This window comes from Pseudomonas sp., assembly GCF_049645325.1.
Taxonomy (GTDB): domain Bacteria; phylum Pseudomonadota; class Gammaproteobacteria; order Pseudomonadales; family Pseudomonadaceae; genus Aquipseudomonas.
Genome location: NZ_JBARTQ010000353.1, coordinates 1 through 26,448, shown reverse-complemented (window position 1 = coordinate 26,448; position 26,448 = coordinate 1). Strand labels below are relative to the sequence as shown.

The following is a 26,448-nucleotide window of genomic DNA, read 5'->3' as shown; positions in this document are numbered from 1 at the left end:
TTGAATGCATTCACACGCCCATGACGTTGGTGCGCCCTCATTGCTGGAAGCGTTGCGCACAGGCACCGGCCTGCTGCATGTCGCGCTGGAAAAACGCCTGCCGTTTTTCTCCGAGCACCTGGATACCGATTGGTACGGGCGCTTGATCCAGGCGTACTACGGGTTTTATGGGCCGATGGAAGCGGCGCTGTATGACAGTGGCTTGATCCCTGAAGGATTCGACTGCGTGCTGCGTGTGAAAACACCGACGCTGGTGGGCGATCTGCGCGCCCTCGGCCTGGATGACCAAGCCATTCACGCCCTGCCCGTTTGTGTTGAACTGCCGACTTTCGACACCCCCGCCGCCTGCCTGGGCGCCCTGTATGTGCTGGAAGGCGCAACCCTGGGCGGCCAGGTGCTGCGCCGCGAAATGGCCCAGCGCCTGGACATCGATGCGCACAACGGCGGTGCGTTTCTCAACGTGTACGGCGCCGACACGGGTCGACGCTGGAAAGACTTTCTCGATTACCTGGGCCGCCTGCCACTGGATGCACCCGCCAAACAGCGCGCGGTGGCGGCAGCCTGTTCAACATTCAGCGGCTTTGAGCAATGGCTCGACAGCCAGGAGGTACTGCTATGAAACCCGAAGATTTTGAAGAATTGCTTGCCAACTGTGCCGACGAACCCATTCGCTTCCCGGGGGCGATCCAGCCCCACGGCGTGCTGCTGACGCTGTCGGAGCCTGAGCTGAAGATCGTCCAGGTCAGCGCCAACGTCGCCAGCCTGTTCGGCCACACGCCAGAAGCGCTGCTGGGCCAGCCGTTGCACACGCTGATAGGCGTTGAGCCGGCCGCCGCCGTGCAATCGATGGCTGAGCACAACACGTTTTTCGACGCGCCACCGCTGCACGTCACCCTCAACGGCGCCGAATTCGAAGGCCTGCTGCATCGCCACCAGCAGGTGCTGGTGCTGGAATTCGAACCCCGCCTTGAAAGTTTCAAACCCCGCGCGCTGAACGGTCGTACCAGTAACCTGGGCAAAATGCTGCAGCGCCTGCAGTCGGCGAAAACCCTGCAGGCGCTGTACGAAATCAGCGTGAATGAAATCCAGGCCATCACCGGTTACGACCGCGTGCTGATCTACCGTTTTGAAGACGAAGGCCATGGCCAGGTGATCGCCGAAGCCTCGGCGCCGTCCATGGAGCTTTTCAACGGGCTGTTCTTCCCCGCCTCCGACATCCCCGAGCAAGCCCGTGAGCTGTACCGCACCAATTGGCTGCGCATCATCCCGAATGCCGCCTATGAGCCCGTGCCATTGCTGCCCAAGCTGCGCCCGGATAACGAGCAGCCGTTGGACCTGAGCTTTGCGACGCTGCGCAGCGTGTCGCCGATTCACTGCCAGTACATGCAGAACATGGGCGTGCTGTCGTCCATGAGCATTTCACTGATGAAGGGCGACAAGCTCTGGGGCCTGATCAGTTGCGGTAACCGCGAGCCGTTGCTGGTGCCGAATGACCTGCGCACGACCTGCCAGACCATCGGGCAAGTGCTGTCGTTGCAGATCAGCGCCATGGAAGCGTTGGACCTGAGCCGTCAGCGCGAAGAAAAAGTCGACGCCCTGGCCTTGCTGGACCGGGCGATGAGAGCCTGCGAGCAAAACGTGTTCGATGGCCTGGCCCAGCAACCGCAAGTGCTGATGGACCTGGCCCTGGCGGGCGGCGTGGCGATCATCGAAGACAAACAACTGCACCGTTACGGCAATTGCCCGGAGCCGGAACAGATTCGTGCGCTGCACAAATGGCTGCAAGCCAGCGGCGAGCCGGTGTTCTCCAGCCATAACCTGGCCGCGGTCTACCCGCCCGCCGCCGAGTATCAGCAAGTGGCCAGCGGCGTGTTGGCCATGAGCCTGCCCAAGCCTGTGGACAACGGTGTGTTGTGGTTCCGCCCGGAGGTGAAAGAGAACATCCACTGGAGCGGCGACCCGAACAAGCCGTTGAACCTGGAAAACTCCGACGCCGGTTTGCGCCTTCGCCCACGCACTTCGTTTGAAATCTGGAAGGTGGAGATGGCCGGCATCTCCACCAAGTGGAGCCACGGCGACCTGTTTGCCGCCAACGACCTGCGCCGCTCGGCCCTGGAAAACGACTTGGCGCGCCAGGTACTGCGCGAACAACAAGCCGTGCGTGCGCGTGACGAGCTGGTGGCGGTGGTGTCCCACGACCTGCGCAACCCGATGACTGTCATCTCGATGCTCTGCGGCATGATGCAAAAGGCTTTCAGCTCCGATGGCCCACACACCTCGCGGCGGATTTCCTCGGCCATCGACACCATGCAACAGGCCGCCGGGCGCATGAATGTGCTGCTGGAGGACTTGCTCGACACCTCGAAAATCGAGGCGGGACGGTACGTGGTCAAGCCGGTGGTGCTGGATGTCGGCCAGATATTCGAGGAGGCCTACTCACTGCTGACGCCGTTGGCGATGGAAAAAGGCATCGACCTGTCGTTCAACACCGAGCCCGGCCTGCAGATCAACGCCGACCCGGAGCGCCTGTTCCAGGTGTTGTCGAACCTGATCGGCAACGCCATCAAGTTCACTCCGCGCCAGGGCAACATCGGCATCAGCGCCATGAGCAACGGCCAGGAGATCGTGTTCTCGGTGCGCGATTCCGGCGAGGGCATTGCGCCGGAGCAACTGCCTCATGTGTTTGATCGCTATTGGACCCAAGCCGAAAACAACCCTGGCGGCAGCGGGCTGGGCCTTTACATCACCCAAGGTATCGTTCAAGCCCACGGCGGGCGCATCGAAGCCCAAAGCGAGCTGGGCCGGGGCAGCGAGTTCCGGTTTACCGTGCCCAAACCGGCCTGAAACGCCTCAACGGTAGCTTCGCCAAACATGTTGATGCGCATGGCCGGGAACGTTCCACCGGCCACAGCCACTGAACCGGGGCGCACTCTAAGGGAACAGGGGTGCGCGAAAAACCCTTCAGTCGAGCAAGAGGCATTCCCATGATCGTTGGCACCACGTTTCATACCTACAGCAACCAGCAGGCCACCCAAACCGCTCAGGCCCCGGCCAAACCCGTGGAAAAGCCCTCGCCTGTCGACGGCACGCAAGCGGCGCAAAATAACCGGCAGCAGAGCCATACATCGTCCCTGGATTCCCTGGGGCAAGGTCGGTTGATCTGACCCGGCAAAGAGCGACGACCCACAGGCCACAACGCCTGCGACGTGCCTGATCAACGCCGGTGGAGTGCAACGCCTGGCGTTGCGCTCTGTTAACAAAACGCTGACATCACCTGCGCTACCCTTTCCAGTTCTACCTTGTGTGAGCTGCTACCTTGATGCCTCAACCCGACACCCTGCCCGCCGTGATCGCCGGCCCACTGCTGCGGCGTCTGGAGCCGCAGCGCGTGGTCATCTGGCTGGTGGGGAGTCACGCTCTGGACATGACCCTGAGGCTGCAATTGCCCCAAGGCGAAAGGCTCGATATCGACCTCGGCGCGAGTCACTGCAAGGTTGTCTGCGTTGGGCGCCACGCCTTTATCCACTTGATTGACGTGGCGCTGCCCCATGCTCTGCCGCAAGACGTCGCCATCGACTACGACCTGCTGATCCAGGGCAGTGGCATTGCCGACTGGGCGCCGCACCTGCTGTATGCCGACGCGCAATTGCCGAATTTCGTGTTGCACAGCCGCCTCCACCAACTGGTGCATGGTTCCTGCCGCAAACCCCACCACCGCGCCGACGAAGGCCTGCTGTGTGTCGACCGCCTGCTGGCTGACGCGCAAACCATTGCCGAGCGCCCGGCCTTGCTGATGATGAGTGGCGACCAGGTCTACGCCGACGATGTCGCTGGCCCGATGCTGCGAGCGATTCATGCGTTGATTGCATGCTTGGGCCTGTTTGACGAATACCTGGACGGGGCCGTGGTGGACGACAGCGTGAGCCTCTATGGGCATCGCGCCAGCTATTACCACCGCGCCGACCTGCTCCCGGCACTGGACAGCAACGAGACCTTGCGCGAACGCTTTTTCGGCGGTGTGAAGAAGCCGATTTTCACCAGCAGCACCGCCGACAATCACCTCGTGACGTTTGCCGAAGTCATCGCGATGTACTTGCTGGTGTGGTCGCCCACGCCCTGGACCCTGATCGCCCCACAGCCACCGGCACTGAGCGGCGAAGCGCTCGCGCGGTATGCCAGTGAGCAGGTACAGATCGACCCGTTCCGCGACGGGCTGCCGGGCGTTGCGCGGGTATTCGCACACCTGTCGACCCTGATGATTTTTGATGACCACGACATCACCGACGACTGGAACCTCAGCGCCCAATGGGAACACACCGCCTACGGCCATCCGTTTTCCAAGCGCATCATTGGCAATGCCCTGCTCGCTTATCTGCTGTGCCAGGGCTGGGGTAATCAGCCGGAGGTGTTTGGTGAGCTGGTCAGTCAAACCCAGGCGCTGACAAGCCAGGCGCACAACAATTATCTAAACGCCGCCGCCCAGGATGAGCTGCTTGAGACCCTGTTGAAATTTCAGCGGTGGCATTATGTGCTGCCGACCACCCCTGCCCTGGTGGTGCTCGACACCCGCACTCGGCGCTGGCGCAGTGAGTTCACCCTCAAGCAACCCTCGGGCCTGCTCGACTGGGAAGCCCTGAGCGAGCTGCAACAGGAACTGCTGGACCACCCCTCGGCCATCATCGTCTCCCCCGCGCCTGTCTTTGGCGTCAAGCTGATCGAGACGGTCCAAAAGGTCTTCAGCTGGTGCGGCCAGCCGTTGCTGGTCGACGCCGAAAACTGGATGGCCCATCGCGGCGCGGCCCAGGTGATCCTGAATATTTTCCGTCACTCGCGCACGCCGGGTAACTACGTGATCCTCTCGGGCGACGTGCATTATTCGTTCGTGTATGAAGTGCTGATCCGCCACCGCAGCGCCGGCCCTCGCATCTGGCAGATCACCAGCAGCGGCATAAAGAATGAATTCCCGCCACGCTTGCTGGAATGGTTCGACCGCCTCAACCGCTGGCTCTATTCGCCACGCTCCCCACTCAACGGGTTCACCCGCCGCCGCGTCATGCAGGTGGTGCCGCATATTCCGGAGCATGCCGAAGCCGGTGAGCGATTGTGGAATTCGGCGGGCATTGGCCAGGTGTTTTTCAATGAACAGGGGCAGCCGGAGGCGATTTACCAGCACAACGCGGATGGGAAACCGAGGACCAAGATGGTTGCGCCGAGGCAATAGCTCGCTGCCACCCCACCAAAGCATCACATCCGCCCTATTCAATCCCTGCAGCCTCCGTTGTACAGTAGCGCCAGCCACGGAGTATCGGCGTCAACGAAGACTGGCCCTGAAAGCCAGCACACGCAGGGAAGCGCAACGATGGACGATACCTCCGACAACAAGCCGTTGAGGAACGATTTTTCCGACCTCAACGCCGACATGCTGCATGCCGTCATGGAACTGGTCAGCGACGGGATCTGGGACTGGAACGCCAATACCGGTTTTGTGTACCGCAACCCGGGCTGGTACGAAATGCTCGGCTACCCCCGCCACTCCCTGGAAAACAGCGTGTTTACCTGGGAAAGCGTGATTCACCCCGATGACTACCCTCAGGTCATGACGGTGTTTGATGATTACATCAGCCGCCGCACCGCCCATTACCAAGCCGAATACCGCTGCCGCAAGGCAGATGGCACCTTCCTGTGGATTGAAGACCGTGGCTACGTGATTGCGCGCAACCCTGACGGTTCGGTGGCGCGCATGGTCGGGGCTCACCGCGATATTCACCTGCGCAAATCCTCCATCGAACAACTTGAACGCCGCAATCAATCCCTTGAAGCACTGGTGGCTGAACGCACCCGCGAACTGTCGTGGGTCAATCAGCAACTGCAACTGCAGCTGGATGAAAACCGCTCCCTGGCCGAGCGCGACACCCTGACCCACATCGCCAACCGCTATCGCCTGGAAAAAGCGCTGCTGGAAGCCTGCGACCGTGCCGAACGTTTCCGTTTGCCGTTGGCCTTGGTGGCCATGGATATCGATGACTTCAAGCCGATCAATGACAGGCACGGCCACGCCGTCGGCGATCAGACGTTGATCAGCGTGGTGCAGGGGCTGGCGGCCTGCGTGCGCCCAGACGACCTGCTGGCGCGCTGGGGCGGCGATGAATTTATGGTGCTCCTGCCCAAAAGTGACCTGGAAGAAGCGAAGGCACTGGCAGAAAGGATTCGCCAAAAAATCAAGCAAGTACCCGCCGTGGGCGACGTCAAACTCACCCTGAGCCTGGGCGTGGTGGAGCGCCGTAGCGGTGAATCGCCTGCCGCCTTGATGGCCCGCGCCGATCAAGCGCTGTACCGGTCCAAGGCGGCGGGAAAGGACATCGTGTCGGAGTAACAGCAGCTCAACCCACGGCGATCAGCGGTGGGCGCTGTCGAGCCTCAGCGAACCGGCGGCGCGTACTGGATGCCGCCGTTGCTCCACAGCGCATTGAGCCCACGCTTGATCTTCAGCACGCTGCCCTGGCCGATATTGCGCTCGAACACTTCGTCGTAGTTGCCCACTTGCTTGACGATCTGCACCACCCAATCCTTGCGCAGCTTCAAGTCCTTGCCGTACTCGCCGTCGGCACCCAGCAGCCGCGCAATGTCAGGGTTCTTGGTGGTCTTGGCCAGCTCTTCAACATTCGTTGACGTGATGCCCATTTCCTCGGCGTTGAGCATGGCGAACAGCGTCCATTTAACGATGCTGAACCACTCGTCATCGCCCTTGCGCACCAGCGGCCCCAACGGTTCCTTGGAAATCACTTCCGGCAGTACCACGAACTCGTCCGGGTGGGCCATCTTGATGCGCTGCGCGTACAGCCCCGATTGGTCGGTGGTCAGCACGTCGCAGCGCCCGGACTCCAGGCCCTTGGCGCTTTCATCGGCGGTGTCGAAGGTGATCGGCGTGTACTTCATGCCGTGGGTGCGGAAATAGTCCGAAACGTTGAGCTCGGTGGTGGTCCCGGCTTGCAGGCACACGGTGGCGCCATCCAGCTGTTTGGCCGCGGTGACGCCCAGTTTGTTGTTGACCAGAAAACCAATGCCGTCGTAGTAGGTCACGCCGGTGAACACCAGGCCCATGCCCGCGTCGCGAGAGCTGGTCCAGGTGGTGTTGCGCGAGATCACGTCGACTTCACCGGATTGCAGTGCGGTGAAACGCTCCTTGGCGGTCAACTGGCTGAACTTGACCTTCGACGCATCGCCGAACACCGCGGCGGCGACCGCGTGGCACACGTCCACATCGATGCCGGTCATTTTACCCGTGCTGTCCGGCACGCCGAAGCCCGGCAGGCCGTCGCTGACGCCGCACTGGATAAAGCCTTTTTTCTGGATTGTGTCCAGCGTCACACCCGCGTGCGCGCTGGCGGCCAGGCCCACAGCCGCGGCGGCGGTGATGGCGGCCAAGGTGGTCTTGAGGTGTTTCATGCGAGGCACTCCCTGTCGAACTTTATTATTCGGCGCTGCACAGCCCGCGCCGGTTTATAGTGTGGCCGGGCAGTATCGACGGCTTTACACCCCTGCCACAAACGACCTTTAGGCAAAGGCTCCTTCCTGTTTGGAATGAACTGCATGATCTCAAAACGCTTGACCCCTTCGATGACCGCCTTGCAGTGCTTCGAAGCCGCCGCCCGCCACCTGAGTTTCACCCGCGCCGCCGAAGAGCTGCACCTGACCCAGAGTGCGGTGAGCAAGCAGGTGGCGCAGCTTGAAGAGATGCTCTGCCACAACCTGTTCGAGCGCGTGCGCCAGCGTTTGTACCTGTCGCCCGCGGGCTCGCTGTACCTCGCCGAAGTGCGCAAGATCCTGAACCAGGTGGACATCTCCAGCCGCTACATCCTCACCTACGGCGGTGAGACCGAAGTGCTGCGCATCGCCACCCAACCGACCTTCGGCGACCGCTGGCTGGTGCCCAAGCTTAAGGAATTCGCGGCCAAGCACCCGACTATCCACCTGGATGTACGCAACGAGCTGGAGCCCTTCGACGTGCTGCAGGCCAAGGCCGATATCGCGTTTTTCTTCGGCCAGGGTTCGTGGCCTGGAGCAACCTGCATCGAGCTGTTTCGCGAAGCCGTGGTGCCGGTGTGCGCGCCGGGGTTCGTCGCCGAGGGCAGCGATGCGTCGTCGCGCCACACGTTGCTTCAGTGCACATCGCGCCCGGAAGCCTGGCACGCGTGGTTCCTGGAGCAAGGCCTGCACTCGCAGCACAGTTACCACGGGCCGCGTTTCGACACGTTCTACATGTGCATTCGCGCGGCGCAATCGGGCTATGGCGTGGCGTTGGTGCCGCAGTACCTGGTGGCCGAAGAGCTGGCGAGCGGCAGCCTGACAATCCCGTGGAATTACGCGATGCCCAGCGCCGGCGCGCACTTTATCGCCCACGCCGAACACGCCGGTGACATCCCTAAAGTGAAAGCCTTCCTGAACTGGATGGTGAGCTATGTGAAGGCACATCCCGACTTTTAATAATGACCCGGCGACTTTATTTCGTTTGCGGCAAGGCCCGTGGCGCAGCTTAGATAAACACTGCCCGCCATTGCCGAGTCCCCGATTCATGAACCGCGAAAGCATCAGCCAGTCGATTTCCATCGTTCACCCCATCAGCCTCAGCCACGGCAAGAACGCCGAGGTGTGGGACACCACGGGCAAGCGCTATATCGATTTTGTCGGTGGCATTGGCGTGCTCAACCTGGGCCATTGCCACCCGGGCGTGGTCGAGGCAATTCGTGAACAAGCGACCAAACTGACCCACTACGCCTTCAACGCCGCACCGCATGCGCCCTACATCGAGCTGATGGACCGCCTGACCGCGTTCATTCCGGTGGACTACGCCGTCAGCGGCATGCTCACCAACAGCGGCGCAGAAGCCGCGGAAAACGCCTTGAAGATCGTGCGCGGCGCCACCGGCCGCACCGCCGTCATCGCGTTTGACGGCGCCTTTCACGGCCGCACCCTGGCCACGCTCAACCTAAACGGCAAGGTGGCGCCCTACAAGCAAAAAGTCGGCGTACTGCCCGGCCCGGTGTATCACCTGCCCTACCCCAGCGCCGATAACGGCGTGACCTGCACTGAAGCGCTGAACGCCATGGACCGCCTGTTCAGCGTGGAAATCGACGTCGATGACGTGGCCTGTTTCATCATCGAGCCGGTGCAGGGCGAAGGCGGTTTCCTGGCGCTGGACATCGAGTTCGCCCAAGCCCTGCGACGCTTCTGCGATGAAAAAAACATCCTGCTGATTGCCGATGAAATCCAGTCCGGCTTCGGTCGTACCGGCCAGCGCTTTGCCTTCTCGCGCCTGGGCATTGAGCCGGACCTGATCCTGCTCGGCAAAAGCATCGCCGGGGGCGTGCCGCTGGGCGCGGTGGTTGGGCGCAAAGCCTTGCTCGACAGCCTGCCCAAAGGCGGCTTGGGCGGCACCTACTCCGGCAACCCGATCGCGTGTGCGGCGGCATTGGCCACGCTGGAGGCGATGACCGACGAGCACTTGAGTGCCTGGGGCGCGCAGCAGGAAGAAGCCATCGTCAGCCGCTATGAGGCCTGGCGCGCGCAGGGCCTGTCGCCCTACCTTGGCCGCTTGACCGGCGTCGGCGCGATGCGCGGCATCGAACTGGCCAACGCCGACGGCACGCCCGCGTCCCGGCAATTGACCCAACTGCTGAGCCTGGCGCGCGATGCCGGCCTGCTGCTGATGCCCAGCGGCAAGTCGCGGCACATTATCCGCTTACTGGCGCCGCTGACCATTTCGCCAGCGGTGCTGGAAGAAGGCCTGGACATTCTTGAGGCCTGCCTCAAACAGCTTGCTTGAGCGTGAGCGCGGCGGGTGAAGCGGTTAAAGGGCAGCACAGAAGGTTGAGCGGGTCAGCGCCAAATGGATGGACAAACCCGTGAAGCCTCAACGACTATCACCGCCTCCCCACACCCTGCGGAAGCCTCCATGCTCGACATCCTCCAAGGCACGCCCCTTTGGGTGTACGCCCTCTACCTGCTGATCTGTTTCTACGGCATCAAGGCCTGTTGGGGCGGCCGTGAAAACCGCCGCTCGCTGATGATCCTGCCGGTGGTGCTGGTGGTGTGGTCGCTGATGTCGCTGGCGCCATCACTGCTGTCGAGCAGCGCCTGGGTGGGTGGCGCCGTGGTGGGCAGCCTGCTGGGGATGGTCCTGTTCAATGCCGACGGCGCTCGGCTGGACACCAACGGCGAAACTCTGGTGCTGCCGGGCACCTGGAAGACCTTGCTGGTCTCGCAGCTGTTCTTTGCCGTGAAGTATTACTTCGGCTACCAGCAAGCCGTGCATCCACTGCTGTTGAGCACGCCGCAAATGCTGATGACGCTGGGCGCCGTGTCGGGGTTTACCGTTGGTCTGTTCTGCGGGCGGGCTGTGCGGCTGCAGCGGGCGCTGGGCGCTTTGCGTCGGGATAAGGGCAGTGTGCTGCCTTGACCTGATCCCCCTCCCCGCTGAAAATGCGCGACGCTTTTTTGTTCCCGTTTACTGAAGTAGTGAAATTTCAATGTCCGATTCCTACACCGCAGCGTCCGCCGAAGAATCCGTAGTCGCCTTGCACGCCAAAGCCGAATACGAAAACGCCATCAATCTTTCACAGCATGTGCCGGCCGCCAAGATCATCAGCGAAATGGTGCTGGACGCGTTCCACACCTCCAAGGAAAGCGACCAGATCCGCGAGCTGCGCGTGGCCATCCGCCAGGCCCATGACGCCTTCGACGACGACAAGGCCTACGACCTGATGGGCCAGCTCAAGCAACTGAAGGACGCCGAAGCCGCCGACAACGCCGCCCTGGAAAACCTCAACAGCCAATTCTCGATCAGCCGCATCCTGTCCAGCTTCAAGGACGACCCCGAGTTCCAGGAGTTGGTCTACGGCCTGGCTCTCAAGGTGCTGAACCAGAGCCACCAGGCCATCAGCAACCCAAGCGCCGGCAAGAGCAAGGCCGCACGCCCGAAGAAAGAAGCCGAAGTGTTTGTGATCAGCAAGGACGGCATCAGCGTCACCCTGCCGCTGCGCACGCCGCGCTCCAAGCTCAACGTTGACCGTGAAGCGCTGGAGTTCCTGGGCTTCACGTTTGTGGGTGAAGGCAACGAAGCCGAACTGGAAAGCGAAACTTTCGTCGACAACAGTGGCGAAGAGCAACCGGTCACGCGCAAAAGCATCGTGACCGCGCTGCAACAACAGAGCGCCTTTGACGGTTACGCCATCGTCGCCCAATAACGGCCTGACGCTACAGATTGCGCAGGGTCACCAAAGCCTGCTCGATCTGAGCGAGGGTGACGTGCCGGCCCACCGAGGCGCGCACAAAATGGCTTGCGCCGAGGTCTTTGAGCAGCAGCGGTGTGTGGGCGGCAGTACCCGCCCACAGGTTGAGCCCCAACTCGCGCGCCTGGGCGACAAATGCCTTGGCCGGCGTGTTGTGTGGCACAAACGAGACGATCCCCGTCTGCTGGAATTGGTCACACAGCAGCGTTAACTGCGGCAGGCGTCGCAACTCCTGCGCCAGCAGCGCATACGGCTCTGTGTTCACCTTCGTGCCGACCTCGGCGTACTCCTGCAATGCCGTGTGCAAGCCGACCAAGGCTGAAAAGCTCTTTTCAGCGATCTCCAGAACCCGAGCGCCGGAAACGTCCAACCGGTTGACCTGGCCATCAGTGCTGGCTGCGTGCAAATCAGCGAAGTTCAATTCCAACTGGTTGAGCAGGCGTGGCGACACATAGGCAATCCCGCTGCCACGCGGCCCACAGAGAAACTTGCGGCCCGCGCCAGTCAATAAATCACAGTGAAGATCGCGTACATCCAGCGGCAACTGCCCCAACGACTGGCACGCATCGACCACATACAGCGCGTTGGACTCCTTGAGCAGTGTACCCAGTGCTTCCACCGGGTTGATCACCCCACAGCATGACGGCAGATGCAACACGCTGACCAGAAACACGTCATCGTCCAGATGGCGCCGCACCCAATCAAGGTCCATCGGGCTGTGGGCGGTGGCAGGGATCACTTCGACGCGAATCTCACGCGAAAGCTTGAGGTAGTTGAAAAAGATCAGGTTCGCCGCGTATTCCGACGTCGAGACCCACACGCGCTTACCGCGGGGAAACTTCAGTTTGCCGAGGATGCTGGTCCAGGCTTCGGTGGCGCTGCTGAAAAAACCGATGTCCGAGGGTGGTGCATTCAAGAGCCCGGCGGCGACGCGGTACAGGTCGACGTTAAGCAACTCTTCATAGGCCAACTCGGTTTCGTAGCTGCCCATTTGAGCTTCAATGGCGGTGAAGCGCTGGATCGCATTCAGGGTGGCCGTGGACATCAGGCCGGCTCCTGCAGTGTTCAAATGCACGATATTCATTTCACGCTTCCTTGTTCCACAAAAGTGTCGAGCCTTTCATCACGCCCACCGCCACTGCGAACAGCAGCAACACGGTGCCCGCCAGCAGCCAGGGCGAAGGCAAGGACGGCTGGGACACCAGCATGAACGCGAGTGACGGTGTGATCATCACGCCGATGTTGACCCCCGCCGAGTAGTAGCCAAGGTTGCGGTCCACGGTATGACGGCTTGAGATACTGCTGACGTAGTGGGTGATGCCCGGAAACACGATCATCTCGCCCAGGCTCCAGAGCACGGTCGCCACCAGCAGCAGCGCGCCGACATGGCTGAACCCCATCAGGAAAAACCCCACGCCGGCCACCAGGAACCCGGCCACCAGCGAGCGGCTGCTCGACAGGTGCGACATGCGTTGGTTGATCGGCACCTCGAACAGAATCACCAGCAGCGCGTTGATAAAGAAAATGATGCCGACGTAATACGCCGGCAACTGGGTGTAATTGATGATGTACGCCGAGAGAAAGGTCGGTGGCAGTGCGTAGGCCACGTGCACCGGCAAGGCCGCCAGCAAGATCACCAGCAACCGCGAACGCTCATGCGGTGCGCTTTCCGGCAAACCATTGCCCTTACCCGCGAGGGCAGCCGCCGGCTCGACCGGTACCGCTCGCCCAAACCGCAGGCAGGCAGCGAAGGACACCAGGGACAACGCCGCGTTGAGGTAGAAGACCGCGTCGGCGTTACGCAGGAACATCAGGCTGCCCAGCAATGGCCCGATCGCCATGCCGATATTGATAGCCAAGCGGTTACAGGAAAACGCCACTTTGCGCGTCTCGCTGTTGCTGTGGGTGACGGTCTCGGAGAACGTCGCCGGGGTGAATGCCTCGTAACAGGCCCCCCAGAGAAACGACAACACAAACAGTGCCGCCATGTTGTCCACCGAGGGGATGACCAGCAACAGCACGGCGTTGAGCAGCAACGAACCGAGGATGACCCGATTGGCGGAAAAACGCTTGATCACTGCGCCGATGATCAAGTCCACAAACAACGCACCCGCGCCATATACCCCCACCAGCAAGCCTGCGGTGGCCGCCGATACGGCATGCTGATGAATCAGGTACGCCGCATAGAACGGGAACGCCATGGTGCCCATGCGGAACACCAGGGTGATCAAGAATAACGACTGCAACCGGCCGTTGAGCCCGCGTAATGCGCGATAGGTTCCCATCAGCGGATCACGTAGACGTTGTCTTTGTACTGACGAATCTGCTCGTAATCCTGGTCGATATCACGTTGGCTCTCGGATACCAGGAACACCCGCAGCGGGCTGCTGAGCAGGTCCACGGTTTTTTTCATCAGCTTGCCGGCCTTGTATTTGACGCTCAGCTTATGCACCGAAGGCAACGCCTCGATCAGGTGAATGGCCGCCTCGTTAAAGCCGGTGACCTCGCCCTGCAGTGCGGTGTCGGTGTTGATGACGCAGGCTTCCTTGAGCTTGTGGTAGCGCTTGCCTGCATAGCCTGCCTTGAAAGCGTCACCGTCGCAGTAAGCCAAATAGGTAAGCTGCGCCTGATTGCCGCCCAGGCTGATGTCATGGAAGTTGGGCTCCATGTTGCCATTCAGGCGTGCGCCGACTTCCACCAGCGCAGGGCCGGCCTCGGTGAGGATCACTTCCGAATGGGCCGGGCCATTATTGATTCCCAACGCTTTGAGCACCTGCACGATGTAATCCACCAGCACGTTGGCTTCGGCACTGTCCGGGGCAATCAGTACGTCGCGGTCGTAGATGTTTTTGCCGCCGCTGATTTCGCGCTTCACGTAGCGCCAGATACCGCAGACGTACGTCTGCCCATCCCGACTGACGGTATCGACGATGTACTCCGGCCCCCGCAGGTAGGACTGGCAGAGGATTTCGGTGTTGGCCAGGCCGAAAATATCCAGGTTGGACACGACTTCCTCGCAGGCCCGCTTCACGTCTTCGACGTTATGGCAGATCGATACCCCGTCAGTTGAAGCCGAGCTCAGCGGCTTGATCACACAGGGGAAAACCTGCCCGGCCTGCACCCAGGCCAGCAGCTCGGCAGGGTCTGCAGACTTGATTTGCCGTGCGGTCAGCAGGCCGGCGGCGGCCACTTTGCCGATCATCTCGAACTTGTCGCGGCGAGCCTTGGAGCCGGTACTGCCATTGGAGGTCGGCAAGTGCAGTTGTTCACTCAGGTAATCGGCAAAGGGCACGCCGGGTTCCTGGCCGGCGATGACGGCTACCACGTTGAAATCACGCAGGCGACGCACAACGTCCTCGGGGTTGCCGTTGAAAATCAGGTTGTGTTCAAACTCCGCCAGGTTCGGCCCGAGCATGCTCGGCATCAGTTCCGGTGTGCTCTGCACGTGGATCAGGCCAAGGCCCGCCTCGCGGAAGAACTGCGGCAGGAAGTTACCGCTTGAGTAGACATCAACCAAGGCTACGTAGTGTTTCATGAGGATGTCCTTTTCAGTAGTGATTGGCGGTTTCAGACGGCCGTGCAGACGCTACGTCATCGAGTGCCAGGAAAATATTCTGTGGAAATTCAGCCACGCGATGCAGCAGGTGCAGGTACCAGTTTGTACCGTAGACCGCTGAGACCCGTGTCTTGACCTGACCCTGGTCTTTAACGGCCTTTATCAGCTCGGGGCGTACACCGTGGAGCATCTCCAGCTCGCCTCGGCTGGCAATCCCGCTGGTGAGAATTTCCTCAACCAACAACGGGTCTTGGGTGGCGAAGGCGAAATTCGTGCTGGCGCCGTTGATGCGGTCCAGCAGCCCCAGGTAACGCTCGTTCAGTTGTTCGCTCCGGGGCAAAGCAATGGCGGCCGGTTCAGCATAAACGCCCTTGACCAGGCGAACTTTGCACCCGGTTGCCAGGATTTCGCCCACGTCGTCAGGCGTGCGATTCAATTGCGCTTGAAGGGTGATGCCGAGGTTTGAGAACCGGGCACTCAGGTGCATGAAGATATCGAGGATCGAGTCGGTCCACTGCGACCGCTCCATGCTGAGGATGACGCCGACGTCCTTATCGGCTGCATGAGTGAGGATCTTCGAACAGTTCTCGATCGCCAACTCACGAGAAATGACAGTGCCGACATTAGATAAATCGAAGCCCAACTGCGGTGCTTCAACCAGCGTGGGGTGCAGCGCCATCAAGTCGATCAACTTCAGGTATTCGTCGGTGGCGGTGGTCACCTCGGCCAGGGTCGTGGCCTCTTCGCCAACGTACTCAACGCCGGTGCGATAGCCCTTGCCTTGCAGGGTGGCCAGCTTGTCGAGCATCTCCAGGCGGTCTTCGGAAATGATGTAGCGAAGGGCCGCCGGTCGCAGGAAGTCACGCAGCGTGTCACTGGCCAGGAACAGATCACGGTAGGTCTTGTTCGCTGCCAGTTTTTTCAGGGCCAGGGTCGCCAGCAAGCTGTTGTCGATATCGTTCATGGCATTAAACCCCGTAGGCCTGGGTGAGCATTCGACGGGCGAAGCTCGAGTCGTCGGCGTGGTTGGCAATTTTATGAGCGCGGAACTTGGCCGCGTAGCTGAGCATGGTTTCCTTGTGAGGGCTGTGGCGGTCGCGGGTGAAAATGCCCGCCCACAAGTTGTCCCAACGCGCGTACTCGGAGTGCGACATCAGCAGTTCATGGGCCTTGCGCATGTTCCAGTGGGGAATGGCCGGGTGCAGGTGGTGCACCAAGTGATAGTTGTCGTCATGGCGGCCGAAAAAGAAGTTTTCCAGCGCGTTACCCTTGCGATTACGGGTCAGCAGCAGCTTCTCGCTCTCGGCGGCCGGCAGCGGGTAATGTTCGGCCAATTCGATGATCCAGCCCACGGCCACCGCCGTGGTGAACAGGGGTACCAGCCAGAACAACAGCAGCTCAGCGACTACCCCGAACCACGCGGCAACACTGAAGATTAGCGCCCAGTAAGCCCACAGCATGATGCGTTCGTTACGGATTTTCTTGTCCGAGCCCTGGGCTTTCACCCGGTCCTGGATGATGTACCTGATGTACTGCACGGTACGGTAGCCGGACAACGCCAGCAGTACGTTTTTCAGGAAAAACTCACGTTCGCTCTGCTTGACGTCATACAACCCGCATTCGAGGTGAAACTTGTAGTCGGGGTCTTTTTCCGGGTCGCCCAGGTGCACATGGTGGTTCTTGATGTGTGAAACGCTGTAGGACTGGTGCAAGTGAAAAATCAGGTAACCGGAGAGAAACGTCCCGGAGACCCAATTGATAGCGCGGTTTTTCGCCAACATCTTGTGTGCTGATTCGTGCAGCACGTTGGCCAATGCACGCTGCGTTGTACCGATCAGAAACAGCGACACCGGGTAGAACCAATAGCTGATACCCAGGGACAGGTAGATGGCAAACGCGATGATGGCGTAGTCCTTACCCAACGCCACGGCCCAGTGATAATTATCTTTTTTGCACAGGTGCTTGAGCATCCCGAAGGTTTCACGGGAAATGCCGGCGGCGTATTCGCCGGCAGCGTCTTTATTCTTGTCGACCAGCATAATCACTCCATTAATTAAGCGGCACGCTGCAACACCAGGTCCGTGCGACTAGCACTGCACCTCGCAGGTTTTACTGCTGGGCTCGGAATTTTTTGGTGTTGCGGCTAACGTTTTTTTTGCCTGAGCTATGCTCTTTGGCTGCGAAAAAAACTAAAGCACCGCCCGATCGCTAACAAGCTGCCCTTTTAGACAGGTAGGCCTGAATGCCACGCGCACGCGAACGCCCGCCGGCGAAATGGAGCGCGGGCGGGGCTGATTTTGAAAGAGTGACGCCTGGGAATCAGGCCTGTTCGCGGATATAACCCAGTTGCAGGGCTTTGCGGATCGCTGATTTGCCGTTGGTGACATCCAGCTTCCCGAACACGTTTTTCATATGAAACTTGACCGTGCGCGGAGCCATGGAGGTCAGGAGCGCAATCTCGTTGTAGGTCTTGCCCAGGCTGGTCCAGGACAACACTTCGGTTTCGCGCGGGGTCAACACGGTCGGCCGGGGCGGCGCTGCTGCACCGCTTTCGAGTGCCTCGTCGTAGACCGAGACCAACAACATCTGCAACTCGCTTTTATTGGCCAGCACCGTATCGCGAAACGCTTGCTCCTCGCCAAAGCTGCACAGATTGAGGATCGAATAAAACCCCCGATTGCCATGCACGATAAAACTCGCTCCTTCACCCACCGGCTTGCAGGGGCCGGGCACCGAGACAGCCTCGTCAGCCGGGGTGAGCAAGTTTTCATCACTCCAGAAAAACGGCTTTATCCGCTCCTTGGACAAGGACAGCAACTGGCCGCGCTGATAAAAATCGTCGGCCGAGTCGGACTGCTCCAGGGCGTCGGGATAATTGGAAATAATCTCGGCTTCGTCCAGCGTCGGCCCGCACTGGTAAACCTCAAAATGCCCCAGGCCACGGCGGCTCAGTTCGGCATCAAGCAATTGGCGCACGTCGGTAGGCTGCAATGGCAGGGTGTTGTTGGTTTGGCTATTGCTTCGCATGGCTATCGTCCCTGATAAGTGACTACGGGTGAGGCTAGCGACCTGACGGGGAGGCTTCAACCCGGGCACCCCATTTCATAATCGACTCATCTCGTAAGAAATGTCTCTACACAAGAGCGAGAATGAAACATGCCCTACAAACCTTGTCCAGTGCTTCCCATAGCCAGCTGAGCGCATGCATGTGCAAGCGGCAAGTACGGCCTGCGGTTCAAGCCACCTGCATCGCAAACACCTCGCGAAAGCGCTGCATTTCCTGCTGGCTTCCCACCGTCACCCGAACGTACTGCGGCCAGTTTTTCCACACCCGACCGATCAAGACGCCGTGTGCAGCAAGCTTTTCGATGACCTGCTCCGCCGGCTGCTTTACATCGATCATGAAGCAGTTGCTCTGCGACGCCGTGCAGGTAAACCCCCGGCCCTTGAGCCATGCCACGGTTTCATCACGCAACCGGGCGTTGAGCACCTTGCGTTGGGGCAGCAGCTTGACGTCTTCCAGGCTCGCGCGTGCACCGAGCAACGACGAGCCAGCCGGCACATTGTCGCCGCCAAACACCGCCAACCGCTCCAGCAACGCGGGATGGCCGATTGCTAGCCCCAGACGCGCCCCCGCCATGCCGTAGATTTTCGAGAACGTGCGCAGCACCAGTAAATCGTCGTGGTCCTTGACCCAGCTCACACAACTTTGGGCATCGCAGAAGTCAATGTAGGCCTCGTCTACCACCAGCACACTGCCCTTGGGTTTGTTTGCCAACGCGTGGCGGATAGCCTCGGTCGGCGTCAGCGTGCCCGTCGGGTTGTTGGGGTTGCACAGATACAGCATGCCCGCCTGCGGGTCGGCGGCGAGCATGGCAGGCACATCATGGGCATGCTGCGTGTCGAGGTTCACTTCGTGCACCGCCGCCTTCCATGACTCGGCAGCCTGGTGTGGCACTTCGTAGGAGGGCGTGGCCATCACCAGGCTGCGGGTATTGCTGGTGAATGCCAGCACCGCGTAACGCAAGGCCGCCATCGAGCCGGCAAACACCGCCACCTGTTCTTCGTTGATGCCTTGCTGCTGGGCAAACAAGGCGGCCAACGCGTACATGTCCGGGTAAGGATAACGACCCGACGTCGCCACCCCACGCTGCATCGCCTCACGGGCGGCCCCTGAGGGGCCGTAGGGGCTTTCGTTGTAATTGAGCCGCACCTTGTCAGGCGTTGTCGCTGGCGGGCTGGCAACCGTCCAATCCAGGTGCCCCAGCACCGGCAGGGCCGCGCCCAGGGCGATAAGGGACCGACGACTTACGCTGACCATGGGGCTACTCCTTGTAGGCGAGTGATGGATTCGCACAGCTCGTACAAGGGAGTATGACGAGGAAACTGTCGGTCGATTTAACCGAGCGTGTGCCAATCAGCTCTTCGGGTAGTCAGCAATGACTCGTCCACCGTGGCAGCGTTGCTCGCGAATGCAGCGTGTCAGCCACTGAGGGTGTCGCCGACCTCTGCAATTGGACCACCCTCACCAAAAAACTCAGCTCAACCGCAACTTGCTCTTCAGGCGCTGCATAACTTGGGCCTTGCTCGCCAGATAGTCATTCAACCCGCGCGCGCGCAGGTTGCAGGCATCGCAATTGCCACAGCCACTGCCCATGACACCGTTGTAGCAAGTCAGGGTCTGGTGCTGAACCAGGTCCAGCTGGTGGTGGTAATCAGCCAACGCCCACGTCTCCGCCTTGTTCAACCACATCAACGGTGTTTCCAGGCGCAGCGTGTACTCCATGCCCAGTTCAAGCGCCTTGTTCAACGCTTTGACAAACTCATCCCGGCAGTCGGGATAACCCGAGAAGTCCGTTTCGCACACCCCGGTAATAACTGCTTCAGCCTTCACCTGATAGGCGTAGATCGACGCCAACGTCAGAAACAGGATATTGCGCCCCGGCACAAAGGTGCTCGGCAGGCTATCGCCTGAACTGTTCACCGTCGGCACCGGGATGTTGTCGCGGGTCAGGCTGCTGATGGCCAACTCGTTAAGCAACGACACGTCCATCACCTTGTGAACGGTAGCCCCCAACTGCTTCGCAAGCTGCTGGGCGACTTCGATTTCCGCCACATGGCGCTGGCCATAATCAAAGGTAATGCAGTGCACCTCGTCATACAGCGGCAGTGCCTGGATCAGACACGTGGTCGAGTCCTGCCCACCACTGAAAACGATAACGGCTTTTTTACTCATCACGCTGCTTCCTGCATTTGTAGAATTCGGGAATAGTTTAAAGCCCACTCAATAAAAAACCCCGCGCTTCTTTCGAAGGCGGGGTTTTTTATTGCTCAAACGATCAGGGAGCGTAGGTCAGCAACAGCTCTTTCGGTACTTGGAAATCCAGGGACATCATCACGCTCAGCGCGGTGATGGTGAAGATCGAGAACACGAACAGCTTGCGCGCCCAGACGGTGTCATCCACCGCCTTGTAGCCGGTCCAGGCCATGTACAACCAGTACATGCCCATGGCCGCGGCGACGGCGAGGTAGCTCATGCCGGCGTAGCCACTGAAGGTCAACATCAAGGTCGCCACGAGGAAGGCCAGGATGTAGAGCAGGATGTGCTTCTTGGCCACCTGGATGCCACGCTTGACCGGCAGAACCGGAATCGACGCCGCCAGGTAGTCATTGAAACGGAAAATCGCGATGGCATACGAATGCGGCATCTGCCACAGGCTGAACATCACCAGCAGCACCAGCGCGGCCATGTCGAAGCTATTGGTCACAGCCACATAACCAATCACCGGCGGCATCGCCCCCGACAGACTGCCCACCAGCGTGCCGTGAACCGACTTGCGCTTGAGGTACAGGCTGTAAAGGCCGACGTAGATGACAAAGCCGATCACGGCAAACAGCGCCGCCAGCGGGTTGGCCACCTTGTACAACAGGGCTACACCGGCAACACCCAGGACGGTCGCGAACAGCAGTGCCAGTTTCAGGGAGATAAGGCCCTGGACCAGCACGCGGTTCTTGGTGCGCTCCATCTTGATGTCGATGTCGCGGTCGATGCAGTTGTTGAAGACACAACCGGAAGCGACCACCAGGGACGTGCCGATCATCGCAGCCAGGAAAATGGCCAGATCGACATGCCCCTTGGAGGCCAGGAAGAAACCGCCTGCCACAGAAAGCACGTTACCGAAAATGATCCCCGGTTTGGTGATTTGGATAAAGTGCTTAAGCGACATCGGGTCTTACCTCACTTCGCCATCATGAACGTATGGATGCTGAACATGATCCATACCGACAGGCCAACCAGCAGGAGGATCACCAAGCCTGCGAACACGAACGCAATCACGTTATCGCGTTGAGCCTTCGAGCGGTCCAGGTGCAGGAAGTACACCAGGTGAACCAGCACCTGGATCACCGCGAACGCCAGAACGATCATCATGGTGATCGATTTCGGCAGGGTCGGGTACATCACCAGGCCGAACGGGATGAGCGTCAGGATGACCGACAGGATGAAGCCAATGGCGTACGACTTAACGCTGCCGTGACTATCATCATGGCTGTCATGGGAATGTGCATTAGCCATTACAGAGTCCCCATCAGGTAGACAACGGTGAAGACGCAGATCCAGACCACGTCCAGGAAGTGCCAGAACAGGCTCAGGCAGCTCAGGCGAGTCTTGTTGGTGTTGGTCAGGCCGTGTTTATTGACCTGATACATCATCACCGCCATCCACAGCAGGCCGGCAGAAACGTGCAGACCGTGGGTGCCTACCAGCGTGAAGAACGCGGACAGGAAGCCGGAACGGTGCGGGCCGTAGCCTTCGGAGATCAACAGGTGGAACTCGTTGATTTCCATGCCGATGAAGCCCAGGCCGAACAGGAAGGTCAGTGCCAACCAGCTCAGTACGCCTTTCTTGCTGCCCTTGTAGAAGGCCAGCATGGCGAAGCCGTAGGTGATCGAACTGAACAACAGCAAGGCGGTTTCGCCGAGCACGTAAGGCAGTTCGAAGATGTCGTGGCCCGACGGGCCACCCGCTACGTTGTTTACCAGTACCGCGTACACCGCGAAGATCGACGCAAACAAAATGCAGTCGGTCATCAGGTAGAGCCAGAAACCGAATACGGTCATTGGCCCCGAGTCGTGGTGATGGTCATCGTGCCCATGGTCATCGACATGGGCGTGTCCAGCATTGGTCACTAAGTTCGACATGGTTTAAGCCTGTTCCAACGAGGTTTCTACACGGTTGGCCGGGATCTTCTTCTCGGCTACCAGGCGAGCGTGTTGCTCGGCTTCGATGCGTTCGATCGTCTCGACCGGCACCATGTAGCCTTGATCATCACGCGCAGCGTGGATGATGAAGTAACCGATGGTGCCCACCAGGCCCACGATTGCCAGCCACCAGATGTGCCAGATCATCGCGAAACCGAACACGGTCAACAGCGCGCCCATCACCACGCCAGTGGCGGTGTTGTTCGGCATGTGGATCGGCTCGTAATGCTTCGGTTGCTGGTACGCAGTACCGTCTTCCTTGGCTTCGGTGAAGGCATCGATCGTGTTCGCAGTAGGAATCACAGCGAAGTTGTAGAACGGCGGTGGCGAGGAAGTCGACCATTCCAGGGTGTGGCCATTCCATGGGTCGCCGGAGTCGCAGGCATTCTGCTTGCGGTCACGGATACTCACGTACAGCTGGATCAGCTGGCAGGCGATGCCCGCAGCGATCATCACCGCACCGAACATGGCGACGTACAGGTACGGCACCCACTCAGGGTTGGTGGTGGCGTTCAGACGACGGGTCATGCCCATGAAGCCCAGTGCATAGAGCGGCATGAAGGCGACGAAGAAGCCCGAGATCCAGAACCAGAATGCAGCCTTGCCCCAACCTTCGTGCAGCTTGAAGCCGAACGCTTTCGGGAAGTAGAAGCTGAAACCAGCGATGTAACCGAATACAGCACCACCGATGATCACGTTGTGGAAGTGAGCGATCACGAACAGGCTGTTGTGCAGTACGAAGTCAGCACCCGGGATCGCCAGCAGTACGCCGGTCATGCCGCCGATGGCGAAGGTCACCATGAAGCCCAGGGTCCACAGAACCTGGCTGGTGATACGCAAACGGCCGTGGTAGATGGTGAATAGCCAGTTGAATAGCTTCACCCCCGTCGGGATGGAAATCAGCATCGTCGCCAGCCCGAAGAAGGCGTTGACGCTGGCCCCCGAGCCCATGGTGAAGAAGTGGTGCAGCCAAACCATGAAGCCCAGTACGGAGATCGCGCCGGAGGCGTAGACCATCGAGTGGTGACCAAACAGGCGCTTGCCGGTAAAGGTCGAGATCACTTCAGAGAAGATACCGAACGCTGGCAGGATCAGGATGTACACCTCAGGGTGACCCCATGCCCAGAACAGGTTCACGTACATCATTGGATTGCCACCAAGTTCATTGGTGAAAATGTGGAAATCCAGGTAACGGTCAAGCGACAGCAGCGCCATGGTAGCGGCCAGGATCGGGAACGAAGCCACGATCAGGACGTTGGCCCAGGTGCAGGTCCAGGTGAAGATCGGCATGTCCATCAGTTTCATGCCAGGTGCGCGCATTTTGAGGACGGTGGCCAGGAAGTTGACCCCCGTCAATGTCGTCCCGAGTCCTGATAACTGTAGCGCCCAGATGTAGTAGTCCACACCCACGCCAGGGCTGTACTGGATACCCGACAACGGCGGATAAGCAACCCAACCGGTCTTGGCGAACTCGCCGACGCCCAGGGACAGGTTGATCAGTACAACGCCGGATACCAGCAGCCAGAAGCTCAGGGAGTTCAGGAACGGGTAGGCAACGTCACGCGCACCAATCTGCAGCGGCAAGGCAAGGTTCATCAGGCCGGTGAAGAATGGCATCGCCATGAAGATGATCATGATCACACCGTGAGCGGTGAAGATCTGGTCATAGTGCTCAGGCGGCAGGTAGCCAGGCGAACCCTCGGTGGCCATGGCTAACTGGGTACGCATCATGATGGCGTCGGCAAAACCACGCAGCAGCATGACCATTGCAACGATGACGTACATGACACCGATTTTCTTGTGGTCGACAGACGTCAACCACTCGGTCCACAGGTAGGTCCATTTCTTGAAATACGTGATTGCAGCAAACAGTGCCAGACCACCCAGCGCGATCATGGCGATGGTCACCATCACGATCGGCTCGTGGAACGGGACCGCATCCCAACTTAATTTACCAAACATCGTTTACTCCTCTGCCCCAGCAGTTGAATGCGAGCCCGTGTCAGAACCTTCAACCACGGCCACTTCTTTCTTCTCGTGCTTGACCGGCTTGCCTGGCTTCATACCTTCGTACTTGTCGACGATTTTCTGAAACAGGTCCGGCTCGTACGCGGAGTACAAGGCGACTGGGTTGTTCTGGCTTGGTTTGGTCAGGGCGTCGTATTCAGCTTGATCAAGCTGTTTAGGTGCGGCCTTGACTGCAGCTACCCAGGCGTTGAAATCTTCCTGGCTTGTCGAGATCGCTTTGAATTTCATGCCGGTGAAGCCAGCGCCGCTGTAGTTCGCGGAGATGCCTTCCATTTCAGCTTTCTCGTTGGCGATCAGGTGCAGGCGGGTCTGCATGCCTGCCATCGCGTAGATCTGGCCGCCCAGTGCGGGGATGAAGAACGAGTTCATCACGGCGTCGGAGGTGATCCGGAAGTTAAGCGGAGTGTTCTCCGGGAACTGGATTTCGTTGACGGTGGCGATACCCAGGTCCGGGTAGATGAACAGCCACTTCCAGTCCAGCGCGACCACTTCGATGTTGATCGGCTTGACGCTGGATTCCAGCGGACGGTAAGGGTCCAGCTCGTGCGTCGACTTATAGGTGATGTAACCCAAGGCGATGATGATGAGGATCGGCACCAGCCACACGGCGATTTCGATCTTGGTGGAGTGCGACCACTTAGGCGCGTAGGTAGCGCTGGTGTTCGACGCGCGGTATTTCCAGGCGAAGGCGAAGGTCATGATGATCACAGGGACCACGACCAACAGCATCAGCAGGGTGGCGGTGATGATCAGGTTTCGTTGATCCAGACCGACCTGTCCTTTTGGGTCCAGCAAGGTCCACTTGCAGCCTCCCAGCATTAACATCATGCCAAGCAGCGGCAAAAAGCCTAGTAATCGGGGGTACCTGTTTTTACTCATCTCACGACCTCTAAAGCAGCTTGCGCAATGCAGTTGGGTTTTGATCGCCAACACTTCACCCTGCCAAGGGTTGGCATTTCTCTTCGATTGAATAAGAGCCTGCCCGGTACGCCATACAGAGGCGTTTCACGGACCTGCGGTGAGTTCTTATTCGATTTCGTGGTTAAAGGCCTTGTTACAGACCAATTCCATTTGGTGCGGAAAGTTGAAAGGCTGCCGGAACCTGGGGTCGCACAGAGCCATCCATCTGCCCCTCGACCGCTCCAATGCTCAAATATTGAACAGCACCGGACATTCAGTGCGGGCGATTGTAGTTAGCTAGCGATGTATAAACCATGTCTTATAAAGAAATAATTTTTATCGATTCCAGCAACAATCCTTCACTAATCCTGCAAAGGTTCGCGATCTTATCGTGTTCGATTCTCAACAAAAACCACAAAAATTGCCGTGTTATTGCGGACAAGCTCTCATCCCTTACACCTTGTAAGGGCATGCAAAACGGATCCAAGTCCCCATAAAACAAGGCATTCGGACATCACCGGCGCGATGGGGCGACGTGAAGTCTGTGGCATTACTCAAACCACGAACTGACAGCACAAATTGGCCGCCTGGTGCAAATTTATGGGGCGGTTCGGCGCCTCAGAAACGTCCTGCGGCAGCGTCCGTGTGACAACATGTCGCACGCTGCGCGCACCTGAACTTGCCGCTCGTCACGGCCCTTTCACAAATCCCCACAACCAAAAACGCCCCGGCCTTCCTTTAAAGAGGACCGGGGCGTTTCGGTGAATCGGCTCAGGCGTTGCGTTGGCGATTACGGTAAATGCCCAGCGGCACCAAGATCACCGTCAGCACGAACGCCACCAGCGCCCACTGCGCCAGGGACAAGCCAAGGATCGGCGGATACGGCGTGCTGCAGAAGCCATCGACCTGGAAGCCTAGCGGGAACACCTTGGCCAGCGGCAGCTCGTCGACGATCGGTTGCAGCACGTCAACGCCGCAGCTGACCTCGGGGAAGAACTGCGTGTACACATGGTGGCCGGCCGCAGCCACGCCACCCAGGGCACTGAACACCACCAACCCTTCAAACAGAGTGACCGCGCCTTTGCGGCGCATGGCAGCGCCGATGAACGCAAAGAGCGCGATCAACAGCAACGCATAGCGCTGCAGGATGCACAGCGGGCACGGCGCCTCGCCCAACACCACTTGCATGTACAGCGCCCCGCCAATCAGCGCCAGGCAGATGATGCCCAGCAACACCAGAAAGCGCCGCTCCCTGCCTAAACGCAATTCGTCACTCATCCCGGTTTCCCTTTGCCTGATTATGGTTGGCCAATGGCCGCAAGTTTACACACAGGCAGTGGTTTAAACAGAGGGGGGTTAACAGGGGATTAATCAGGGGGAATGGAGAACTAAATGTGGGAGCGGGCTTGCTCGCGA

The 26,448-nt window shown here is 59.6% G+C and carries 25 protein-coding genes; 10 read left to right on the top strand and 15 right to left on the bottom strand.

From position 1 onward, the window contains the following. Positions 1-4: 4 nt before the first annotated feature. The 5 genes from WBB95_RS15725 to WBB95_RS15705 all read left to right on the top strand — a co-directional run bounded on the left by WBB95_RS15725 (position 5) and on the right by WBB95_RS15705 (position 6,373). The gene (locus WBB95_RS15725; RefSeq protein WP_424488426.1) at positions 5-619 is read left to right on the top strand and encodes a biliverdin-producing heme oxygenase; all 615 of its coding nucleotides are present in this window, start codon (positions 5-7) and stop codon (positions 617-619) included. Continuing rightward, positions 616-2,844, top strand: coding sequence for an ATP-binding protein (locus tag WBB95_RS15720; RefSeq protein WP_424488425.1), 2,229 nt, complete (start codon positions 616-618; stop codon positions 2,842-2,844). The genes WBB95_RS15725 and WBB95_RS15720 overlap by 4 nt, the downstream gene beginning before the upstream one ends. Positions 2,845-2,984: 140 nt before the next feature. Next, positions 2,985-3,164 carry a hypothetical protein gene (locus WBB95_RS15715; protein WP_424488424.1) on the top strand — a complete coding sequence of 60 codons (180 nt, stop codon included), beginning with the start codon at positions 2,985-2,987 and terminating at the stop codon, positions 3,162-3,164. Positions 3,165-3,319: 155 nt separating this feature from the next. After that, complete coding sequence (locus WBB95_RS15710) at positions 3,320-5,221, top strand: alkaline phosphatase D family protein (protein WP_424488423.1); 1,902 nt, start codon at positions 3,320-3,322, stop codon at positions 5,219-5,221. A gap of 138 nt (positions 5,222-5,359) precedes the next feature. Then, positions 5,360-6,373 (top strand): diguanylate cyclase domain-containing protein, encoded by a 1,014-nt coding sequence (locus tag WBB95_RS15705; protein ID WP_424488422.1) that lies wholly within the window; start codon positions 5,360-5,362, stop codon positions 6,371-6,373. Positions 6,374-6,417: 44 nt separating this feature from the next. Here WBB95_RS15705 and WBB95_RS15700 read toward each other — a convergent pair whose 3' ends face one another. After that, entirely contained in the window at positions 6,418-7,446 is a 1,029-nt protein-coding gene (locus tag WBB95_RS15700) for an amino acid ABC transporter substrate-binding protein (RefSeq protein ID WP_424488421.1), read from the bottom strand. Between the two features lie 144 nt (positions 7,447-7,590). On the opposite strand from WBB95_RS15700, the gene WBB95_RS15695 reads away from it, so the two are divergent. The 4 genes from WBB95_RS15695 to WBB95_RS15680 all read left to right on the top strand — a co-directional run bounded on the left by WBB95_RS15695 (position 7,591) and on the right by WBB95_RS15680 (position 11,243). Beyond that, positions 7,591-8,484, top strand: coding sequence for a LysR substrate-binding domain-containing protein (locus tag WBB95_RS15695; protein WP_424488420.1), 894 nt, complete (start codon positions 7,591-7,593; stop codon positions 8,482-8,484). A gap of 88 nt (positions 8,485-8,572) precedes the next feature. Next, on the top strand, positions 8,573-9,823 hold the full coding sequence (locus WBB95_RS15690) for a 2-aminoadipate transaminase (protein WP_424488419.1): 1,251 nt from the start codon (positions 8,573-8,575) through the stop codon (positions 9,821-9,823). A 129-nt stretch (positions 9,824-9,952) separates the two neighbouring features. Next, positions 9,953-10,456, top strand: a complete 504-nt coding sequence (locus WBB95_RS15685; RefSeq protein ID WP_424488418.1) for a DUF6622 family protein — start codon at positions 9,953-9,955, stop codon at positions 10,454-10,456. A 70-nt stretch (positions 10,457-10,526) separates the two neighbouring features. Further along, positions 10,527-11,243, top strand: a complete 717-nt coding sequence (locus WBB95_RS15680) for a hypothetical protein (protein WP_424488417.1) — start codon at positions 10,527-10,529, stop codon at positions 11,241-11,243. Between the two features lie 10 nt (positions 11,244-11,253). Here WBB95_RS15680 and WBB95_RS15675 read toward each other — a convergent pair whose 3' ends face one another. The 13 genes from WBB95_RS15675 to cyoA form a co-directional block, all read right to left on the bottom strand. Continuing rightward, on the bottom strand, positions 11,254-12,372 hold the full coding sequence (locus tag WBB95_RS15675; RefSeq protein WP_424488416.1) for an aminotransferase class V-fold PLP-dependent enzyme: 1,119 nt from the start codon (positions 12,370-12,372) through the stop codon (positions 11,254-11,256). A 1-nt stretch (position 12,373) separates the two neighbouring features. Further along, entirely contained in the window at positions 12,374-13,573 is a 1,200-nt protein-coding gene (locus WBB95_RS15670) for an MFS transporter (protein WP_424488415.1), read from the bottom strand. Further along, positions 13,573-14,823, bottom strand: a complete 1,251-nt coding sequence (locus tag WBB95_RS15665; RefSeq protein ID WP_424488414.1) for an ATP-grasp domain-containing protein — start codon at positions 14,821-14,823, stop codon at positions 13,573-13,575. The genes WBB95_RS15670 and WBB95_RS15665 overlap by 1 nt, the downstream gene beginning before the upstream one ends. Positions 14,824-14,836: 13 nt before the next feature. Further along, positions 14,837-15,808 carry a proline dehydrogenase family protein gene (locus WBB95_RS15660; protein WP_424488413.1) on the bottom strand — a complete coding sequence of 324 codons (972 nt, stop codon included), beginning with the start codon at positions 15,806-15,808 and terminating at the stop codon, positions 14,837-14,839. Between the two features lie 4 nt (positions 15,809-15,812). Further along, on the bottom strand, positions 15,813-16,883 hold the full coding sequence (locus WBB95_RS15655; RefSeq protein ID WP_424488412.1) for a fatty acid desaturase: 1,071 nt from the start codon (positions 16,881-16,883) through the stop codon (positions 15,813-15,815). 280 nt (positions 16,884-17,163) lie between these two features. After that, complete coding sequence (locus WBB95_RS15650; RefSeq protein WP_424488411.1) at positions 17,164-17,871, bottom strand: LuxR C-terminal-related transcriptional regulator; 708 nt, start codon at positions 17,869-17,871, stop codon at positions 17,164-17,166. A gap of 208 nt (positions 17,872-18,079) precedes the next feature. Beyond that, positions 18,080-19,165 (bottom strand): pyridoxal phosphate-dependent aminotransferase, encoded by a 1,086-nt coding sequence (locus WBB95_RS15645; RefSeq protein ID WP_424488410.1) that lies wholly within the window; start codon positions 19,163-19,165, stop codon positions 18,080-18,082. 216 nt (positions 19,166-19,381) lie between these two features. Further along, positions 19,382-20,080 carry a 7-cyano-7-deazaguanine synthase QueC gene (gene queC, locus WBB95_RS15640; RefSeq protein WP_424488409.1) on the bottom strand — a complete coding sequence of 233 codons (699 nt, stop codon included), beginning with the start codon at positions 20,078-20,080 and terminating at the stop codon, positions 19,382-19,384. Between the two features lie 103 nt (positions 20,081-20,183). Continuing rightward, positions 20,184-21,071: a heme o synthase gene (gene cyoE / locus WBB95_RS15635; protein ID WP_424488408.1), complete on the bottom strand. Its 888-nt coding sequence runs from the start codon at positions 21,069-21,071 to the stop codon at positions 20,184-20,186. Between the two features lie 11 nt (positions 21,072-21,082). Then, positions 21,083-21,418 carry a cytochrome o ubiquinol oxidase subunit IV gene (gene cyoD / locus WBB95_RS15630; protein WP_177088601.1) on the bottom strand — a complete coding sequence of 112 codons (336 nt, stop codon included), beginning with the start codon at positions 21,416-21,418 and terminating at the stop codon, positions 21,083-21,085. Continuing rightward, positions 21,418-22,044 (bottom strand): cytochrome o ubiquinol oxidase subunit III, encoded by a 627-nt coding sequence (locus WBB95_RS15625; RefSeq protein WP_056858318.1) that lies wholly within the window; start codon positions 22,042-22,044, stop codon positions 21,418-21,420. Before WBB95_RS15625 ends, cyoD begins: the two co-directional genes overlap by 1 nt. 3 nt (positions 22,045-22,047) lie before the next feature. After that, positions 22,048-24,066, bottom strand: coding sequence for a cytochrome o ubiquinol oxidase subunit I (gene cyoB, locus WBB95_RS15620; protein ID WP_424488407.1), 2,019 nt, complete (start codon positions 24,064-24,066; stop codon positions 22,048-22,050). 3 nt (positions 24,067-24,069) lie between these two features. Beyond that, complete coding sequence (cyoA, locus tag WBB95_RS15615; protein ID WP_424488440.1) at positions 24,070-25,011, bottom strand: ubiquinol oxidase subunit II; 942 nt, start codon at positions 25,009-25,011, stop codon at positions 24,070-24,072. A 27-nt stretch (positions 25,012-25,038) separates the two neighbouring features. On the opposite strand from cyoA, the gene WBB95_RS15610 reads away from it, so the two are divergent. Further along, positions 25,039-25,329, top strand: a complete 291-nt coding sequence (locus tag WBB95_RS15610) for a hypothetical protein (protein ID WP_424488406.1) — start codon at positions 25,039-25,041, stop codon at positions 25,327-25,329. Between the two features lie 474 nt (positions 25,330-25,803). Here the strand turns inward: WBB95_RS15610 and WBB95_RS15605 are convergent, their stop codons facing one another. Next, positions 25,804-26,310 (bottom strand): disulfide bond formation protein B, encoded by a 507-nt coding sequence (locus tag WBB95_RS15605; RefSeq protein ID WP_424488405.1) that lies wholly within the window; start codon positions 26,308-26,310, stop codon positions 25,804-25,806. Between the last annotated feature and the right edge of the window lie 138 nt (positions 26,311-26,448).